Origin of the sequence: Calidithermus chliarophilus DSM 9957 (assembly GCF_000430045.1) — a bacterium.
In the GTDB taxonomy this organism is placed as follows: domain Bacteria; phylum Deinococcota; class Deinococci; order Deinococcales; family Thermaceae; genus Calidithermus; species Calidithermus chliarophilus.
In genome coordinates, this window is record NZ_KE387023.1 from 1,653,316 (window position 1) to 1,670,220 (window position 16,905).

Consider the following 16,905-nt stretch of genomic DNA (forward strand, 5'->3'; position numbering starts at 1 on the left):
GCCAGTGCCCCAGGCTCATCCCCAGCCAGCCGGCCCGCAGGTCGCGCAGGAAGGCGGCGGGGTCGTCGAGCACGAAGCCGCCCGAGGGCATCACCTTGCGCGGCCCGTGCACCCGGAAGCCGGCCTGCTCGTAGGCCGCTCCCCGGCCCACCAGCGGCAGGGCCTCGAGGCTGTGCCCCAGCGCCCGCAGCTCCCGCCCCACGGCGCAGGCGATGCCGTCCTCGCCGTGCCCGTTGGAGATGAGCAGGATGCGCGCCATAGAGCGTTAAAAGTCTAGCAGCCGTTCTCGTCATCCCCTAATCCATGGGCGCGCCGGTTTTAGTAAGCTAACGTCAATCTATGCAATTGTTCCGGCTGATACTGATCGGGCTAATTGCCTCCGCCCCGGCGGCGCTGGCCGCGAAGACGCCGTGGAGCTCGGGGGAGAAATTGGTCTACCGCTTCAGTTGGGTAGGGGTGGAGGCGGGCGAGCTGCAGGTCGTGGCGCAGGCCCAGGGTGCGGGCTGGCGCTTCCAGGGCAAGCTGATCCCCAAGGGGCTGGGGGTGCTGCTGGGCTACGGCTTCGAGGTGGAGAGCGTGGTCAACGAGCAACTCCACACCCTGCGCTTCGTCAAGACCCTCGTCGAGCCCTTCAAGGGGACCACCCGCCTGCTGGCCGAGCGCTCGGCCAGCCAGGAGCCGCTGGTGGCCACCGTCATCGAGCCCAACGGCCAGCAGCGCAGCTACAAGGCCGACGTGCGCGAGGTGCTCGACGACCTCTCGGTGCTCTACTTCCTGCGGGTCAACCCCGACGTCAAGAACGTGCAGATGGTCGACTTCAACTCCATCATCCAGGGCAGGCCCGAGGTGCTGAACAAGAGCAAGGAGGGGCTGCTGGGCTACCGCATCACGCAGAACGGGGCGACCATCGAGGTCTGGCTGCGCGACGACGCCCGCCGCACGCCGGTGATGCTGGCTTTCGGGAGGGACTGGGGCCGCCTCGAGGCGCGGCTGATAGAATAACGCCGATAGCTGATCGCCAGTAGCTCATCGCTGCAATCCGCCTTCACGCGCTGGCAGCGAGACGCTAAAGGCTCGCAGCGCTCCTGGAGGCTTGTTTTGAAAGGCAACATCACCGTAACCGAAGGGGCCCTGGCCGCCATCCTGGGGCTGGCGGCCCATGAAGTGCCGGGCGTGGTGGGCATGAGCCCCGCCGGCATCCGCGACTCCATCAGCCGCATCCTGGGCAAGGCCGAAGCCAGCGAGGGGGTGGTGGTCAAGCCCGACCCCGCCGCCCCCGGCAAGTACGTCGCCGACCTCTACGTGGTCGTCGCGTTCGGCTCGCGCATCCCCACCGTGGTGGACAACATCGGCGAGCGCGTGCAGTGGGCGGCCAAGAGCCTGGCCGGGGCCGACCTCTCGGCCGTGCGCGTGCACGTGGTGGGGGTGAGCCGTGGCTGAAGCCCTGACCCCCGACGCCGTAGCCAAGGCCTTCCGCTACGCCACCGACTGGTTCGCGGTCTACGTCGAGGAGACCAACGCCCTCAACGTCTACCCCGTCCCCGACGGCGACACCGGCACCAACATGCACCTCACCCTGCAGTCGGTGCGGCGCGAGCTCGACCTGGCCGACACCTCGCGCATGGGCGAGGTGGCGCGGGCCATCAGCTACGGCTCGCTGCTGGGCGCGCGCGGCAACTCCGGCGTGATCACCTCGCAGATCCTCAAGGGCTTCTCCGAGGCCATCAAGAACGAGAGCCGCCTGACGCCCGCGGTGCTGGCGCGGGCCCTCGAGCAGGGCCAGCAGACCGGCTACAAGGCGGTGATGAAGCCGGTGGAGGGCACCATCCTCACCGTCATCCGCGGCCTGGCCGACGGGGCGAGGTCGGTGGGCGGCAAGGCGGCGAGCGTCGAGGAGGTGCTCGAGGCCGCCCTGGACGCCGGGCGCAAGGCGCTGGAAGGCACGCCTGAGTTGCTGCCCGTGCTCAAGCAGGCCGGCGTGGTGGACGCGGGCGGCGCGGGCCTGATCCGCCTGGTCGAGGGCTTGCAGGGCTACGTGCTGGGCCTGCCCCTGCCCGAGCCCCCCAAGATCGAGAAGTACGCCCAGACCGCCTTCGAGGAGGAGGAGTTCGGCTACTGCACCGAATTCCTGATGGAGGGCGTGGCCGAGCCGGTGGAGACGATCCGCGAGGCGGTCTCGCCCTACGGCGACTCGCTTTTGGTGGTGGGGGCCGAGGGCTACGTCAAGGGCCACATCCACACCAACGACCCCGACGGCCTGCTGGCGATGGTGGCCCGCTACGGCAAGATGGTGCGAACCAAGGTCGAGGACATGTCGCAGCAGCACACCGAGATCCTGGGCATGGCCGGGGCCGCCGACGAGGCCCCGCCGCCCACCGGGCTGGTGGTGGTGGCCGCGGGCTGGGGGCTGGTCAAGGCCTTTCGGGGCTTCGGGGCGCGGGTGGTGGCCGGGGGCCAGACCGCCAACCCCAGCGTGCAGGACATCCTCGACGCCATCAAGAGCCTGCCCAACCCCCACGTGATCGTGCTGCCCAACAACTCCAACGTGATCATGAGCGCCAACCAGGCCGCCGAGCTCGCCAAGGGCGCGGGCAAGCACGTGGTGGTGGTGCCCACCCGCACCCTGGGCGCGGGGCTGGCCGCCTCGGTGGTCTACCAGGCCGACGCCGAGCCCGCCGAGCTGGTGCCCGAGATGGAGGAGGCCGCCGCCCGCGCGGTGACCCTCGAGGTCACCCGCGCCAGCCGCGACGTGAGCTTAGAGGGCCTCGAGGTCAAGGAGGGCAAGCCCATCGGCCTGAAGAACGACAAGCTGGTGCTGGTGGCCGAGACCCCCGAGGAGGCTCTGGTCAACCTGCTGCGCCTGACCGTGGCCGACGGCGAGTACGAGATCATGACCCTTTTCCACGGGGCCACCGTCCAGAAGGAGACCCTCGAAGGCCTGATTTCCACGATCAACGCCCAGTTCGAAGACCTCAGCGTGGAGGTGCTGCCGGGCGGCCCCGACCTCTACGACTACCTGGCGGCGCTCGAGTAGCGCGCCCTGGAGCTCGGTTTTCTCACAAGTCCCTGGGCTAGCCTGAGCCATGCCCCGCAGCCGGCTATCCGACCTCCTGGGCGGGATGATGCTGGGTTTGGCCCAGATCTTCTCGCCCATCCGCCAGGTGCTGCCCACCCCACCCGAGCAAGGCTTCATGCTGCCGCCCAACCTCAACACCTGCAGCCAGGAAGACCTGCTCGAGCTCGGCCTGGAGCCCGAGTTGGCCGGGCGCATCCTGGAGCAGCGGCCCTACCTGAACCTGCGCCACCTGGCCTCGCAATTCCCGGAGGTCGAACCCTGGGTGTGGGAAGGGCTCGAGGGGCGGGTTCGCTTTTGAGGGAGGGCCAATAAAAAAGCAGCGCCTTTCGCGCTGATAAATTCAGCGTACCACGGTATGCGCTATGCGTCAAACCTATGCACTGGACGGCGAAACCGTGAGCTTCCCCCCTTGGCCCGGGCCCGCCGCCGGGTTTAGGCTGGTACGGTGGAGCTTAATCAACTGGCGGCTTATCGGGCAGAAACATACAAACCGGAAGGGGTGAAGAGCCTGGTAGGGGCGGTGCGCTTCGTGAACGAGCGCGGCTTCGTGTTCTTCTGGCCCATCCAGGGCGTGGAACTGCCCAGCCTGTGGGTGGCGGTGGCGGGGGACCGCCCGGTGGCCTCCTCCCACCGCGACTCCGGGCACAAGACCTGGGGTTGGAAGGACCGCATGCTGGGGCAAAAGCGCTGGTACTACGCCAAGGTGCTGCGGCGCAAGGCCACCATGATCTCCCTCGAGGCCGCCCCCTACTTCTACGCCCTCTCCGAGAACTACGGGGAGCCCGAGAGCGACTACCTCGAGCAGTTCCAGGCCGGACGGCTCTCGCCCGCGGCCAAGCGCGTCTACGAGGTGCTGCTGGGGGAGGGTGCGACGCACACCCAGAAGCTGCGGCGCAAGGCCGGGCTCGAGCCCTACGCCTTCGGCAAGGCCCTCGACGAGCTCCAGGCCGACTTCAAGGTGCTCCCCGTGGGGGTGGCCGAGGCCGGGCGCTGGAAGTACGCCTTCATCTACGAGTGCGTGCACCGCCACCACCCGGAGCTGCTCGAGCAGGCCCGTCCCATCGGCAGCCTCGAGGCCCGCGAGCACCTGCTCACCCTCTACTTCCGCTCGGTAGGGGTCGCTCTGCTGAGCGACGTGCACAAGCTCTTCGGCTGGGAGCCGGACGACACCCTCGAGGCCCTCGCCAGCCTGCGCCACAAAGGCGTGCTGGTGGGCCGGGAAGACCCCAAGCCCACCAGCGCGTTCGTCCTATCCGAGTTGGCTGTGCTGGACTAGGTTCCCTGCACGGGTGGTCGGTGGTCCGGCAGCCCGGGTGGAGGAGGGGGCGGGCTAGCTCGAGCCCCGCCGCTCGCGCCACTCCCGCCGGAGGATGGCGTAGTGGTACTCGCTGCTCCAGCGGCCCTTGAACCACAGGCTCTCGACGAAATGCCCCTCCAGCCGCATGCCGAGCTGGACCATCAGGTGCCAGGCGGCGTGGTTCTCCACGTCGGCGTTGGCCCGCACCCGGTGGAGCCCCAGGTCCTCGAATAGGTGCTCGAGCAGGCGTTCCAGGGCCTCGCGGGCGTAGCCCTTGCCCTGGTGCTGCGCGGCCAGCGTGACGCCGATCTCGGCCTGCTGGCCGTCCTCGAGCCAGAAGAAGGCGCAGTCGCCCAGGGTCTCGCCCGTGTCCTTGGACTCGAGGGCGACCTGGAACCACTGCCCCGGCGCGGGCCGGGCCTGGGCGGCCCACTCGAGGAAGGCCAGGGCCTTCTCGCGGGGGTAGGGCGCTTCCCAGCTCTGGTAACGGGCGACTCGGGGGTCGGAGCGGTAGGCGAGGAAGGGCTCGAGGTCGCGCGCTTCGAACTGGCGCAGGATCAGCCGGGGGGACTCGAGGCGGAAGGGCATCAGTGGGACCTCCAGTGCGGGCTCGCCGCCTGCCGGTAGGCTAACACGCCGCGCCGCCGCTAGCAGCGGGTGCTGAGGTAGTGGTGCCAGGCCAGCCGCGCCGCCACCGCCCGCCAGGGGCGCCAGGGCTCGGCCAGGGCCTCGAGCTCGGCGGGGGAGGGCCGGCGCCCCAGGCCCTTGAGCTCCTGCACGGCGAGCTGCAGCCCCAGGTCGCCTGCCGGCCAGGCGTCGGGGCGGCGCAGCGCCATCAGCAAGTAGACCTCGCTGGTCCAGGCCCCCACCCCCTTGAGCGCGGTGAGGCGGCGCCGGACCTCGAGGTCGTCGAGCTCGGCCAGCCCGTCGAGGTCGAAGCCGTCCAGGACGGCTTGGGCCAGGTGGCGCACGTACAGCGTCTTCTGGCGGCTGAAGCCGATGGCCCGCAGCGTGGCGTCGTCGAGGGAGAGGAAGTGGGCGGGGGTGAGGGGAATGGCCGCCTCGAGCCGCTCGAAGGCGGCGCGGGCCGAGGCCAGCGAGACCTGCTGCTCGAGGATGACGTGCACCAGCGTGGCGAAGCCCGGCTCGCGCGTCCACAGTGGGGGCGGGCCGAAGCGCTCGAGCACTCCCGCCAGCGCCGTGTCGCGCTCGCGCAGGTACTCCAGACCCTCCCGCAGGGCCTGTTCGTCAATCAAGGGGGAGCTCACCGCGGACGATTCTGCCCAGCGTCTCGACGAGAAAGGTGTGTTCGCGCTCGAGCACCCGCCGGGCCAGGGTCTCGGGCGTGTCGCCGGGGAGCACCGGCACGCGGGCCTGGGCCAGGGTGGCCCCGTGGTCGTACTCCTCGTCCACGAGGTGAATGGTCACGCCCGTCTCGCGCTCGCCCGCCGCGATCACCGCCTGGTGCACGTTCATCCCGTACATCCCCTGCCCGCCGAACTTCGGCAATAGGGCCGGGTGGATGTTGACGATGCGGTTGCGGTAGGCCGCCAGCGTGCGCGGCCCCAGCTTCTTCATGTACCCCGCCAGCACCACCAGTTGGGCCTCGTGCCGCCGCAGGGTCTCGAGGATGGCCTCGTCCAGCCCCTCGCCGTGGGTGTGGCTCGAGAGGTGGTAGGCGGGGATGCCCTCCTGCCGGGCCCGCTCGAGCGCCCCCGAAGCGCTGTTGTTGGAGATGACCACCCGCGGCGTGGCCGCGAGCTCCCCGCGCTTGCAGGCGTCGATCACTGCTTGCATGTTGCTGCCCCGTCCTGAGGCGAGAAAACCGAGGTTCACGGGGGTATCGTACCGGAAAGGCCGATAGCTGATGGCGGATAGCTCAATAGCTGTGGACGAGTGCTGCTCGGCGATCGGCTATGAGCCATTGGCTAAGCAGGCTGCTTCGCCGCCTCGACGAACGCGCGGAAAATGCCCCACTGCTCGGGCAGAAGTTCGGGGTGCCACTGCACGCCCAGGTAGAAGGGGTGGCCCTCGAGCGTCACCGCCTCCACCACGCCGTCGGGTGCGACGGCGGCGCTCCGCAGGCCGGGGGCCAGGTCCTTGAGGGCCTGGTGGTGGTAGGAGTTGACCCTGAAGCGCTGGGGGAAGAGGCTTTGCAGCGGGCTGGGGGCGGTCTGCTCCACGCTGTGCCCCAGCACCCCGGACTCCGACTTCTGGTAGTGCTGCACGGCCTTGAAGCCCTGGGCGGGGAGGTCCTGGTAGAGGCTGCCGCCCAGCGCCACGTTGACCACCTGGATGCCGCGGCAGATGCCCAGCAGCGGGATGCCGTGCTCGGCCGCGTGGCGGGCCAGGGCGAGCTCGAGGGCGTCGCGCTCGAGCGAGACCTCGCCCATCTCGGGGATGGGCTCCTCGCCGAAGTGGGCCGGGTCCACGTCCACCCCGCCGGGCAGCAGGATGCCGTCGAGCCTGCGGGCGATCTCGGGCAGGCGGGGTTGGGCCTGCGGCGGGATGACCACCACGGCGGCCCCCTGGGCCTCGAGGGCCTTGACGTAGGGCTCGAGCAGGCCCCAGATCTTGGTGCGGATGAGTTCGCCGGTGGTGCGGTACTGGGCAGCGACGCCGATGAGCATGGCCGTATTCTCGCACGCGCCGCGCCCGGTGGCCCACCGCTCTCAGAAGGCTCGGGTAATCTAGGGCCGATGAGCGGCTTGAACCCCCACTTCAAAGAGGCCCTGCAGTCGGCCCTGGAGCGCTACGAAACCCCCTTCTACGCCTACGACCTCGCCTCGGTCCAGGCCCGGGTGGGCGCCCTGCGGGCCGCGTTCCCCAAGGCCGAGGTCTTCTTCGCCATGAAAGCCAACCCCCGCCTGGGCATCCTGCGGCGCCTGCTGGGGTGGGGGGTGTTCCTCGAGGCGGTGAGCCTGGGCGAGGTGCGCCGGGCCTACGCCGCGGGCTTCAAGCGCACCGAGGTGCTGCTCAACGGGCCGGTCAAGACCCCGGCGGTCCTGGCCGAGCTCAAGGAGCTGGGGGTGCCCCTGCTGGGCCTCGACTCCCTGGCCGACGCCGAGCGCGTGGCCCGCCACCTCCCCGGCAGCCACGTCCTGCTGCGGGTCAACCCCGACCTGCCGGTCGTCACCCACGACCACCTGGCGACCGGGCGCGGCGAGAGCAAGTTCGGCATCCTGCCCCAGGACGTGGGGAGGGCCCTCGAGATCGCCCGTGCCGGGGGCCTCGACGTGCTGGGCCTGCACGTGCACCTGGGATCCGCGCTCGAGCACCCCGAAGACTTCCGCGCCGGCTACGCGGTGATGGAGCGCCTCTACCAGGAGCACGGCCCCTTCGAGGTGCTCAACCTGGGCGGCGGCTTCGGCCTCGGCCTCGACCTCGCCGCCCTGGCCCCCGAGGCCCTGGGGCTGGCCGAGCGGCTGGGGGTGGAGCTGTGGCTCGAGCCCGGCCGTTACCTCGTCGCCGAGGCCGGGGTGCTCGTCACCCGCACCTGGGGCACCAAGCACACCCGCCGCAACTTCCTGCTGGTCGACGCGGGCATGAGCCACCTGCTGCGCCCCATGCTCTACGGCGCCGAGCACCCCGTGGAACCGCTCTACGCCGGCGGCACCCCCCAAACCTTCGACCTCGCCGGCCCCGCCTGCGAGAGCGGCGACATCCTCGCCCGCGACCTCACCCTCCCCACCCCCCAGGAGGGCGACGCTCTGGCGATCCTGCAAGCCGGGGCCTACGGCAGCAGCATGAGCAGCAACTACCTCGACACCCCGCGCCCGCTCGAGCTGCTGTGGACCGGGGAAGAGTGGGAAGTGCTGCGCCAGCGCCAAAGCTGGGAGAGCCTGCTGCTGGAGGAACAGGCGGAAGGGTAGGGGAGGTGGAGCGGAAGGCCCGTGGATCGTGGTTGCCCCTCCCCAGCCCTCCCCGCCGGAGGGGAGGGTTTATCCCCCCCAGCCCCCCTTGCTAAGGGGGGTGACAAGGCGTCTTGCGTTTGGCGTTCGGCGTTCGGCGTCTCGCGTACGACGTACGACGTACGACCCGCGCCCGGCGTTCGGCTATGGGCTATCGACTATCGACCATCACTGCAAATTCGGCGGAAAGATCTTCTGAATGGCCGGGTTCTTGATGACCCAGTTGAACAAGGGCTGGGCGAAGCCGCTGCCCTCAATGCTCTGCGCGACGAGATCGGAGATGCGGTCGGAGGGGTACTGCAGTGAGCCGGTGGAGGCCTTGTACTGGGCGGGGAACGAGACCCAGATGCTCACCGCCAGGAACAGGCCCCACAGCGCCCCGCCCGCGCCGCCGATGACGCCCTCGGTGACGTTGGAGAAGCGGGGGAGGGGGACTAGCTGCGCGAGGGCCGCGGCGCCGCCGCCCAGGATCACGGCGAGGACGGTGCCCAGCCAGGGGTTTTCCTGAAGGGGGAGGAACTGCACCAGCACCGCGTACAGCACCAGCGCGGGCACCACGGCGATGGCGAACGGCGCACCCTTGCGCACCCCGTAGGCCAGCGACAGGGCGATCACGAAGAAGACCGCCACATCCAGCAAGGAGACCTCGACCCTCATTACCCCAGCAGTATACCCAGCCGGGGCCGGTCCTCAGGCCGGATTTGGACAGCCCGCTAAAGCCGGGCCTCGAGCCAGCCCCCCTCCTGGATGGCCTGCAGCGTGGGGTGCACGACCTCGAGGTGCTCCTCGCGCACCACGGCCTGCACTTCCATGAAGGTTTCCCAATACAACTGCAAGGCCGCGATACCCCGCCGCTCGAAGGCCCCGGCCTTCCACCCCACCGCCAGCTTGTGGGCGCGGCTCCAGGGCGACTCGCGCCCGAGGGCGCGGTAGAGCAGGTCGAAGTAGCGGTTCTCGCTCTCGATGAACAGCCGCTTGTGCACCGCCATCAGCCGGGCAGCGCCCAGCCCCAGCCCCAGCGTGGCGTAGACCACCTTGGAGGGGTCCTGGCGCTCGAGCCCTCCCAGCACCTTGTGCACCTCCTCCGCGCCGGTGAGCACTTCGTAGCTCACGAAGGCGTCGGCCTCGTGCTCCAGCCCCTCCCAGGCGAAGGCCTCGGCCTCGGCCTTTAGCCGGGCCAGCCCGCCGTGCGGGTCGTACAAAACGCGCATCTGGCGCAGGCCCGGCACCGCCCAGACGGCGTCTTGGGGCCGGGAGAGCTCGGCGCGCTGGGCCTCGAGGGTGAGCTTCTTGAGGCTGATCAGGCGGCCCGAGCGGCGGCGCAGCGTGTAGCGCTCGGCCCGCTCCTCGGGCGCTCGTGGCACGAAGATGTTGAGGTCTAAGTCGCTGTAGCGCTGCCCCTGGCCCCGGGCGAAGCTGCCCAGCAGCCCCACCCCCACCGCCTCGGGCGGGACGAACTCCTCGAGCACTTCGGCGATCAGGGGTTGGGGCAAGGGATGGTCCATGGCCTCCATCCTAGGGGGCCACGCCCGGCGCGGAAGCCCCGGCACCGGCTGCGTGACCGGCGTGTTACCAGGGCGCGGCTACCTTTGGCGTGTCGGGGTGAGGAGGGATGGAGATGAAAAAGCAGCAGACCCGGCAATCCAGCGGGGAAGAGCAGAAGCAGGCCCTTTACGAAGGTTTCACGCACCACCTGCCCCACGTCATGGAAGGGCCCATGCCCTCGATCTGGCCCCCACGGCAGATGAAGCTGTACGTGGAGAAGGCGCCGGAGCCCGCCCTCGAGCTGCTCGAGCCCGAACTGGTGGACGCCTGAGCCTGGAACCGGGGGAGGTTCTGATTTGTTCCGGCTCGAGAGCCGCGTGCCTCGAGCCGGTGATGTTTCCTGTGTCAGTAAACCGTCGAAAGGCGGGAACGGTTCGAGTTGGCCCTGACTCCCAGGGTCCCAGGGGCAGTGCCGGGAGTAAGGCGAAACCACCCAGGCCTGCTATGCCGCACTCATAGTGGGCAAACGCGGGCTCAAGCGCTTGCGGCTGTGGTGATGCACTGCGGGCCGTGGGTATTGCAGCCTTTCGGCAAGTCCCGGTGGTTTCAACCCTTAGGTTGGGTCGGCATTAAACCAACCCAGGTCGTAGAAGGCGGCCCGAGTGTGGATCGCCCGGATCGCGCTTATAGCGTGCTCTCCCCAGTGGACCTCGAAATTGAACCGCCACTCCCATAGGGCTGCTCCGCTCTCGCCGCGCTCCCACTGCCGCAGGCCTGCGAGCAGATCCCGGTAGATATCAGAAATGTCATCGACCAGCGACCCGCCAACCGGCTCGGCGTTTGAAGTTTCATAGGGGTCGAACACTTCAAGGTAATAGTCGATCTCACCCAGATATCCGGCTAAGCGTGCGACAACCTGGCGGATTTGTTGCTCCAGTTCCTCCCGGCGATAGTTGTCTGCCTGCGCGTTAGATGCCTCTTCGTCGTCGTTTTCGGGTCCGAATAACACGTCCGTGTGTGGAAGCTCCAGGGCGCCGAGATAGAGCCGGGATAACAGATGATGTAGCCGCTGAATAAAGCCTCTCGAGGGGGAAGCTTCCTCCCCCTCGAGAAAGCCGCAAAACTCGTCCGCAAGCTGTGCAAACGTTGCCAGCGCAGGGTGGCTAATATAGGGGTTAACAAAATCGCCCATGGCTCAGCGCCGGATCGCGTACCCCGCCTCCTCGATGGCCCCGATCACGTTCTGCATGTAGCCGTCGGTCTCGGCGTCGGTGAGGGTGCGCCCTTCGTGGCGGAAGCTGAGGTGGAAGGCCATGCTCTTCTGGCCGGGCTCGAGCGGGCTGCCCCGGTACACGTCGAAGATCTGCAGGCTCTCGAGGTGCTCGCCGGCGCTGGCGCGCAGGATGCGCTCGACCTCGCCGTAGGGCACGCCTTCGGGCACCACCACCGCCAGGTCGCGCAGCGAGGCGGGGTACTTGGCCACGTCCTTGAAGCGGGTCTGGGAGGCGGGGAGCGGGAGCTCGAGCTCGACCAGATACGCCGTAGGCAGCTCGGCCTGCGCGGCGATGGCAGGGTGCAACTGCCCGATGGAGCCCACCTTCCGCCCGTTCCAGTACACCGCGCCCGAGACGCCCGGGTGCAGGTGGGCGAAGCCCTCCTTCTCGACGCGCAGCGTGGCCCCCAGGTGCGCGGCGGCGCTCTCCAGGAGCCCCTTGAGCGCGTAGAAGCCGCCCGCGAGCCCCGGCTGCCACAGGCCCGGCACCGTCTCGCCCGAGAGCAGCATCCCCAGCCGGGTGGTCTCGGACTCGTTGAACACGTTGCCGATTTCGAAGAGCAGGAAGGGGCCTTCCTCGCCCTGGGCCAGGTTGGTCTTGAGGTTGTGCAGCAGCCCGGGGTAGACGGCGGTGCGCAGGTGGGTGCGGTCGGAGGCCTGGGGGTTGGCGAAGGCCACGGTGGGGGCGGGGGCGCGGTAAAGGCTGAGCTCCTCCGGGCTGGTCCAGGAGTAGTTGACCACCTCCTGGAAGCCCAGCCCCACCAGCGCGCGCTTGAGCCGCTGCTTGGCCTCGAAGGGCTCGTCCACGCCCAGGTTGTCGGGGGCGGGGAAGAAGGAGGGGAGGGTGACGGGGATCTTGTCGTAGCCGATGATGCGGGCCACCTCCTCCACCAAATCCTCCTCGATCTCCATGTCCATGCGGTGGGTGGGCGCGGTCACCCGGTAGGGCTCGGCGCGGCCCTCGACCCGGAAGCCCAGGCGCTCGAGGGCCTCGAGCTGCTCGGCCTCCGCGAAGCCGGCCCCGATGAGCCGGTTGGCGTAGCTGGGGCGGAAGGCGATGGGCTCGCGCGGGCGGGTGTGGTTGAGGTCGATGCGGCCCTCGGCCACCTCGGCGCCCTCGCCCTGCCACTGCTGCACCAGCTCCATGAAGCGCAGCGCGGCCCGCACCTGCCCGTCGGGGTCCACGCCGCGCTCGAAGCGGTAGCTGGCCTCGGTCTTGAGGCCCTGCCGCTTGGCGGTGCCCCGGACGGAGACCGGGTCGAAGTGGGCGACCTCGAGCGCGACCTCGGCGGTGTCCTCGCGGACCTCGCCGTGCGAACCGCCCATCACGCCCGCGATGCCCTCGGGGGTGTTGTGCCCGCCGTGCTCGACCGTGATGAGCAGGTCGCGCCCGTCGAACTCGCGCTCCACCCCGTCGAGCGTGACCAGCCGCTCGCCCTTGCGGGCGCGGCGCACCCGGATGCCCTCCCCGATGAAGCGGGCGTCGTAGGCGTGGATGGGGTTGCCCAGCTCGAGCATGGCGTAGTTGCTCGCGTCCACGATGCGGCTGATGGGCCGCATCCCGGCAGCGTAGAGGCGGCGCTGCACGGCGAGCGGCGAGGGCCCGTTGCGCAGGTTGCGGGCGTAGGAGAGGGTGAAGCGGTCGCAGCCTTTGGGGTCGTCGATCCAGACCTGGAAGGGGAGGGGGATGGGGGTCGTCCTGGGCCTGGGGTCGGGGTGGACGAGGGTCATGCCCAGAGCGGCCAGGTCGCGGGCCGTGCCGTACACCGAGAGCACGTCGGCGCGGTTGGGGGTGATCTCGACCTCGACCACCCAGTCCTCGGGCCAGGCCTCGGCCAGCGGCGTGCCGGGGGGTAGGGCGTCCTCGGGGAACTCCATCAGCCCGCCCGCGTACTCGCCCACCGCCAATTCCTTGGCCGACAGGGCCATGCCGTAGGACTCCAGGCCCTGGATCTTGCGGGCGGAGAGCTCGAGGCCCCCCGGCAGCACCGCGCCCGGCAGGGCCAGCGCCACGCCCATGCCCGCCCGGGCGTTGGGCGCCCCGGAAACCACCTGGACCTCCCGCCCGGCGTCGAGCACGAGCTTGCGCACCTCGGCGCCGGGGATGGGCTCCACCGCCAGCACCCTCGCGAAGACGATCCCGGCGTCGGGGGCGGGCAGGCGGTCGATGGTCTCGGTCTCGTGCCCCAGCCCGGCGAGCAATTCCTCCAGCCGCTCGGGGGCGGGTGCTTCGGGCAGGAACTCTTTGAGCCAGCTATAGACGATTCGCATTTGCAACCTCCGGTTGCGCTGAACGCCCGGCGCAAAACGCTAAACGCAGAAGAATCTTCCGGCGCTGGGCGTTCGACGTTTGGCGTTTGACTAGTTTCTGAACTGCCGCAGGAAGGAGAGCCGGTTCTGCTGGTAGAAGTAGCGGATGTCCGGGATGCCGTAGCGCAGCAGGGCCAGCCGCTCGATGCCGAAGCCGAAGGCCCAGCCGGTCATGCCCTCGTAGGCGCGGGGCAGGCCCATCTTCTCGCGGTAGTCGTTAACGGCCTTGAAGACGTTGGGGTGCACCATGCCGCTGCCGCCGAGCTCGAGCCAGCGCTCCCGCTCGGCCCACCACATGGCGAACTGGGCCCCGGGCTCGACGAAGGGGAAGAAGGTGGGCTGGAAGCGGACCTTGGCCTCGGCCCCGAAGAGCCCCCGGGCGAGCTCGGTGATCGCACCCTTGAGGTCGGCCATGGTGATGTCCGGCCCCACGACCAGGCCCTCGAGCTGGAAGAACATGGCCTCGTGCGAGGCGTCGGTCTGCTCGTAGCGGAACACCCGCCCCGGCACCACGATCTTGAAGGGCGGGGTGTGCTGGATCATGTAGCGCACCTGCATGGGCGAGGTGTGGGTGCGCAGCAGGGCGCCGCCGAGGTCGCCCACGTCCTCGCCGAAGGGCCCGCGGATGGTGAAGTGCTCGGGCTTCTGCAGCCAGAAGGTGTCCTGCATGTCGCGCGCGGGGTGCCACTCGGGCATGTTGACCCCGTCGAAGTTGAAGAACTCGCTCTCGACCTCCGGCCCCTCCACCACGCTGTGGCCCATGCTGCGGAAGATGTCGAGGAGCTCCTGCTGGATCTGGCTGATGAGGTGCAGCCCGCCGCTGGGGAAGGCGTAGCCCGGCAGCGAGACGTCGAGGGCCTCCTTCTCGAGCTGCTCCTGCAGCGCCTTCTCGCGCAGGGCCGCCTCGCGGGCCTCGAGCGCCCCCTCGAGCCGGCTCTTGGCCTCGTTGAGCTGCCGCCCCCGCTCCTTGCGTTCCTCGGGCGAGAGGCTGCCCAGCGTCTTCATCTGCTGGGTCAGCAGGCCGTTCTTGCCCAGGTATTGCACCTTGAGGCTTTGCAGGGCCTCGAGGCTCTGCGCCGCTTCGATCTGCTTGAGTGCTGCGTCTGTGTCCATCGCTCCTCCGTCGGGGCCCCGAGCAGTCTACCGCTCGAAAAGAGGGCGGGCGGCACGAGGCCGCCCGCGAGAGTGCCGTGGCAACTCCCGCAGGCTACCTAAAAAACCACCCCCAAGCCCACATATTGCCTACGAGCTTAACCCGAGCCGCCCGCTTTCTCAAGGGGCGGCTTCGCCCGTGGTCAGATGTCACAGGCTATAGGCCCGCCGCTCGGTAGGCTTAGCTTGTTCTGGGTGCACCGGGACGGGGGCTAAAACTTTACGAATTGCGTCGTCTTACGCTGTCATCTTTTCGTCTAGCGAACGCCTGCTGAAGTCGATCTCGAGCCTATGGGGGTGAAGTGGAGCGAACCACTTCGCCCTCGCCCTCTTGTGGGGTCGGTGGGCGGTAGCCGGGCGCGGGCGCGGGTCGTGCGTCGTACGTCCTACGTCGTACGCGAGACGCCGAACGCCGAACGCCAAACGCCAAACGCCAAACGCCAAATGCCAAACGCCAAATGCCAAATGCCAAATGCCAAATGCCAAATGCCAAACAAATGCCAAATGCCTTGTTCCTCCCTTGGCAAGGGGGGTTAGGGGGGATAAACCCTCCCTGCCGGCGGGGAGGGGTTTACCATGAGCTTCCCGCTTACCGCTGAAGGCTGATGGCTGAAAGCTTCTACCTCGAGGCCCGCGCCCCGCCTCGGCCGCCGAACTGGGTGCCGGGGCCGATTAGGTAGACCGCGCGCCAGGGGCGGAAGTTGGAGTTCAGAACGTCGGTCCTGACCTCGCCCGAGGGGCTTACTACGGTGCGGGTGATGCGGGTGCGGTAGCCGTCTACGGCCCAGTCCACCTGCTTGACCTGGCCGGGGCGAAGGCTCGCGTCTACCACGTACTGCGCCGGGGGGTGGGGGGTGCGGGAGAGGATGACGGGCTTGGAGACCGTGACCTTGCGCCCGTCGGGGATGCCGTAGAGCTGCACGGTCATGACGCCGCCCTTGGCGACGGCCCGCACCAGGAGGGGGCCCGGGGTGTCGTTCTTCATGCGCAGGTTGAGGTAGGGCTGGTACACGGCGGCGTCGTAGCCGACGATGGGGTCGTACCAGCGCACCCGGTAGGCGTGCTGGTTGCGCTCGAGCACGGGGAGGCCGGCCTGGTAGAGTGCGCGGAAGGCCGTGGTCGAGACCTGGCAGACCCCGCCCCCCACGCCCTTCACCGTGCGGCCGCCCGAGATCACCAGCGCCTCCTTGAAGCCGTTCTCCGGGCTGATGTCGCCGACCGCCTGGTTGAAGTTGAACTCCTCGCCCGCGGGCACCACGTAGCCGTCGAGGTTGCGGGCGGCGGCGGCCACGTTGGCGACGCGCTCGGCGCTCGAGCCCTTGAAGGACGTGCTGGCCTCGGCCAAAAGCTGCAACTCCTCCACCGGCGGCAGGTCGGCGGCCGCGACCCTGGGCTCGGCCGGCACGACCGGAAGGTTGACCCCGCCGCGCCGGGGGTCGAAGAGGGCGGCCTCGAGCAGGCCCACGGCGGCCTTCACGTCGAGCCTCCAGCCCGGCTGCTCGGGCTTGACCGCCAGTTGATCGCCCTGCAGCACGTAGCGGGCGTCGCTGGGGGCGCGGTCGAGGGCGCGGGCTACCCGGCGCACGCTGGCCGCGATGGCGTCGCGGTCGGCGGTCACCTGGCCGCCGGAGAAGCTGATCCAGGAGGCCACTTCCTGCGTGGAAACCCCCCGGCTGAAGACCTGCTGGCCGGTGTTGTACACCAGGGTCAGCGGGCGCAGCAGCGCGTTGGCCTGCTCGGCCAGGGGCTGCAGGTCCTCGCGGATGACCTTGGCAGGGAGGTTGACGGTGAGGAGCTCGAGCTCGGTGCGGGTGGGGTCCTGCTCGTAGGCGGCCACGGCCGCGGAGAGGTCGAACTTGAAGCCGGGGCGCTCGGGCTCGACCACGTACACTCCGCCCTCGACCACCAGCTTGGCGTCGAGCGGGGGCTGCTTGACGCTGTTGGCGAGGGCCTCGAGCCGCGCGCGCAGGACGCCGAGGTCCACCTTGGCCTTCAGCGGCACGCTCATGCCGTGGCGCAGGGCCTCGAAGCGGTCGCCCAGGCGCCGGGCGAGGTCGCCGGTGCGGCCCACGGCCAGCGCGGCCTCGACGGTAGCCCGGGGGTCGGGCTGCCAGCCCAGCTCGGAGGCGGTCACCCGCACGCTGCGGGTGTGGGCGCGGACCTGGAGGACGGGGGGCTCGAGGCCGCGGGTGGCCTCGCCGACGCGGGAGACGGCCTGCTCAGGGGTCAGCCCCCCTACCGGCACGCCCGCTGCCGTTACCCCCGGGTAGATCCGCTGGGCGTGGTACAGCTCGAAACCACCCCAGCCCACCAGCAGCAAGCCCACCACGCCCAGCGCGAACCAGCGAAAGCCTCTCACAGCGCCCCCATCATAGGGAATTCGTGCCTGCCCAAACGTTAC

General features: G+C 69.4%; 17 protein-coding genes and 1 pseudogene. 7 read left to right on the forward strand and 11 right to left on the reverse strand.

The genetic code is table 11. From position 1 onward, the window contains the following. Window positions 1-259 (reverse strand): annotated as a pseudogene (locus MEICH_RS30135) (lipid-A-disaccharide synthase-related protein); the annotation flags it as partial. Between the two features lie 80 nt (window positions 260-339). On the opposite strand from MEICH_RS30135, the gene MEICH_RS0108115 reads away from it, so the two are divergent. The 5 genes from MEICH_RS0108115 to MEICH_RS0108135 all read left to right on the forward strand — a co-directional run bounded on the left by MEICH_RS0108115 (window position 340) and on the right by MEICH_RS0108135 (window position 4,352). Continuing rightward, entirely contained in the window at window positions 340-1,002 is a 663-nt protein-coding gene (locus MEICH_RS0108115) for a DUF3108 domain-containing protein (protein WP_084542234.1), read from the forward strand. A gap of 96 nt (window positions 1,003-1,098) precedes the next feature. After that, on the forward strand, window positions 1,099-1,440 hold the full coding sequence (locus tag MEICH_RS0108120; RefSeq protein ID WP_027892191.1) for an Asp23/Gls24 family envelope stress response protein: 342 nt from the start codon (window positions 1,099-1,101) through the stop codon (window positions 1,438-1,440). Beyond that, window positions 1,433-3,034, forward strand: a complete 1,602-nt coding sequence (locus MEICH_RS0108125) for a DAK2 domain-containing protein (protein ID WP_027892192.1) — start codon at window positions 1,433-1,435, stop codon at window positions 3,032-3,034. The genes MEICH_RS0108120 and MEICH_RS0108125 overlap by 8 nt, the downstream gene beginning before the upstream one ends. 49 nt (window positions 3,035-3,083) lie before the next feature. Beyond that, window positions 3,084-3,374: a hypothetical protein gene (locus tag MEICH_RS0108130; RefSeq protein WP_027892193.1), complete on the forward strand. Its 291-nt coding sequence runs from the start codon at window positions 3,084-3,086 to the stop codon at window positions 3,372-3,374. A 201-nt stretch (window positions 3,375-3,575) separates the two neighbouring features. Beyond that, window positions 3,576-4,352: an AlkZ-related protein gene (locus MEICH_RS0108135; RefSeq protein ID WP_027892194.1), complete on the forward strand. Its 777-nt coding sequence runs from the start codon at window positions 3,576-3,578 to the stop codon at window positions 4,350-4,352. A gap of 54 nt (window positions 4,353-4,406) precedes the next feature. On the opposite strand, the gene MEICH_RS0108140 is transcribed toward MEICH_RS0108135, so the two are convergent. From MEICH_RS0108140 to MEICH_RS0108155, 4 genes are all read right to left on the reverse strand, one after another. After that, window positions 4,407-4,961, reverse strand: coding sequence for a GNAT family N-acetyltransferase (locus MEICH_RS0108140; protein WP_027892195.1), 555 nt, complete (start codon window positions 4,959-4,961; stop codon window positions 4,407-4,409). 59 nt (window positions 4,962-5,020) lie between these two features. Next, window positions 5,021-5,629: a DNA-3-methyladenine glycosylase family protein gene (locus MEICH_RS0108145; protein WP_027892196.1), complete on the reverse strand. Its 609-nt coding sequence runs from the start codon at window positions 5,627-5,629 to the stop codon at window positions 5,021-5,023. Beyond that, window positions 5,622-6,209: a phosphoribosylglycinamide formyltransferase gene (gene purN, locus MEICH_RS0108150; protein ID WP_027892197.1), complete on the reverse strand. Its 588-nt coding sequence runs from the start codon at window positions 6,207-6,209 to the stop codon at window positions 5,622-5,624. The genes MEICH_RS0108145 and purN overlap by 8 nt, the downstream gene beginning before the upstream one ends. 92 nt (window positions 6,210-6,301) lie before the next feature. Beyond that, entirely contained in the window at window positions 6,302-7,003 is a 702-nt protein-coding gene (locus MEICH_RS0108155) for a gamma-glutamyl-gamma-aminobutyrate hydrolase family protein (RefSeq protein ID WP_027892198.1), read from the reverse strand. A gap of 69 nt (window positions 7,004-7,072) precedes the next feature. On the opposite strand from MEICH_RS0108155, the gene lysA reads away from it, so the two are divergent. Then, window positions 7,073-8,245: a diaminopimelate decarboxylase gene (gene lysA, locus MEICH_RS0108160; protein WP_027892199.1), complete on the forward strand. Its 1,173-nt coding sequence runs from the start codon at window positions 7,073-7,075 to the stop codon at window positions 8,243-8,245. Window positions 8,246-8,452: 207 nt separating this feature from the next. On the opposite strand, the gene MEICH_RS0108165 is transcribed toward lysA, so the two are convergent. Both MEICH_RS0108165 and MEICH_RS24260 read right to left on the reverse strand, forming a co-directional pair. Beyond that, complete coding sequence (locus MEICH_RS0108165; protein WP_027892200.1) at window positions 8,453-8,941, reverse strand: hypothetical protein; 489 nt, start codon at window positions 8,939-8,941, stop codon at window positions 8,453-8,455. 56 nt (window positions 8,942-8,997) lie between these two features. Further along, complete coding sequence (locus MEICH_RS24260; protein ID WP_051304047.1) at window positions 8,998-9,789, reverse strand: nucleotidyltransferase domain-containing protein; 792 nt, start codon at window positions 9,787-9,789, stop codon at window positions 8,998-9,000. Between the two features lie 113 nt (window positions 9,790-9,902). On the opposite strand from MEICH_RS24260, the gene MEICH_RS0108175 reads away from it, so the two are divergent. After that, on the forward strand, window positions 9,903-10,100 hold the full coding sequence (locus MEICH_RS0108175) for a hypothetical protein (RefSeq protein ID WP_157202674.1): 198 nt from the start codon (window positions 9,903-9,905) through the stop codon (window positions 10,098-10,100). Between the two features lie 282 nt (window positions 10,101-10,382). Here the strand turns inward: MEICH_RS0108175 and MEICH_RS27045 are convergent, their stop codons facing one another. The 4 genes from MEICH_RS27045 to MEICH_RS0108195 form a co-directional block, all read right to left on the reverse strand. Further along, complete coding sequence (locus tag MEICH_RS27045; RefSeq protein WP_051304048.1) at window positions 10,383-10,961, reverse strand: DUF5063 domain-containing protein; 579 nt, start codon at window positions 10,959-10,961, stop codon at window positions 10,383-10,385. Between the two features lie 3 nt (window positions 10,962-10,964). Then, complete coding sequence (gene pheT / locus MEICH_RS0108185; protein WP_027892202.1) at window positions 10,965-13,313, reverse strand: phenylalanine--tRNA ligase subunit beta; 2,349 nt, start codon at window positions 13,311-13,313, stop codon at window positions 10,965-10,967. A gap of 90 nt (window positions 13,314-13,403) precedes the next feature. Next, a complete protein-coding gene (gene pheS, locus MEICH_RS0108190; protein ID WP_027892203.1) occupies window positions 13,404-14,465 on the reverse strand; it encodes a phenylalanine--tRNA ligase subunit alpha in 1,062 nt (353 codons plus the stop codon). A 658-nt stretch (window positions 14,466-15,123) separates the two neighbouring features. Continuing rightward, entirely contained in the window at window positions 15,124-16,863 is a 1,740-nt protein-coding gene (locus tag MEICH_RS0108195; RefSeq protein WP_027892204.1) for a VanW family protein, read from the reverse strand. Window positions 16,864-16,905: the final 42 nt, after the last annotated feature.

Excerpts from the sequence above, each read along its gene's own strand:
- MEICH_RS0108130 (WP_027892193.1), top strand. The coding sequence starts at position 3,084 with ATGCCCCGCAGCCGGCTATCCGACCTCCTGGGCGGGATGATGCTGGGT.
- lysA (WP_027892199.1), top strand. The coding sequence starts at position 7,073 with ATGAGCGGCTTGAACCCCCACTTCAAAGAGGCCCTGCAGTCGGCCCTG.
- MEICH_RS0108165 (WP_027892200.1), bottom strand. The coding sequence starts at position 8,941 with ATGAGGGTCGAGGTCTCCTTGCTGGATGTGGCGGTCTTCTTCGTGATC.
- MEICH_RS0108175 (WP_157202674.1), top strand. The coding sequence starts at position 9,903 with ATGAAAAAGCAGCAGACCCGGCAATCCAGCGGGGAAGAGCAGAAGCAG.
- MEICH_RS0108115 (WP_084542234.1), top strand. The coding sequence starts at position 340 with ATGCAATTGTTCCGGCTGATACTGATCGGGCTAATTGCCTCCGCCCCG.
- pheT (WP_027892202.1), bottom strand. The coding sequence starts at position 13,313 with ATGCGAATCGTCTATAGCTGGCTCAAAGAGTTCCTGCCCGAAGCACCC.
- MEICH_RS24260 (WP_051304047.1), bottom strand. The coding sequence starts at position 9,789 with ATGGACCATCCCTTGCCCCAACCCCTGATCGCCGAAGTGCTCGAGGAG.
- MEICH_RS27045 (WP_051304048.1), bottom strand. The coding sequence starts at position 10,961 with ATGGGCGATTTTGTTAACCCCTATATTAGCCACCCTGCGCTGGCAACG.
- pheS (WP_027892203.1), bottom strand. The coding sequence starts at position 14,465 with ATGGACACAGACGCAGCACTCAAGCAGATCGAAGCGGCGCAGAGCCTC.
- MEICH_RS0108155 (WP_027892198.1), bottom strand. The coding sequence starts at position 7,003 with ATGCTCATCGGCGTCGCTGCCCAGTACCGCACCACCGGCGAACTCATC.
- MEICH_RS0108140 (WP_027892195.1), bottom strand. The coding sequence starts at position 4,961 with ATGCCCTTCCGCCTCGAGTCCCCCCGGCTGATCCTGCGCCAGTTCGAA.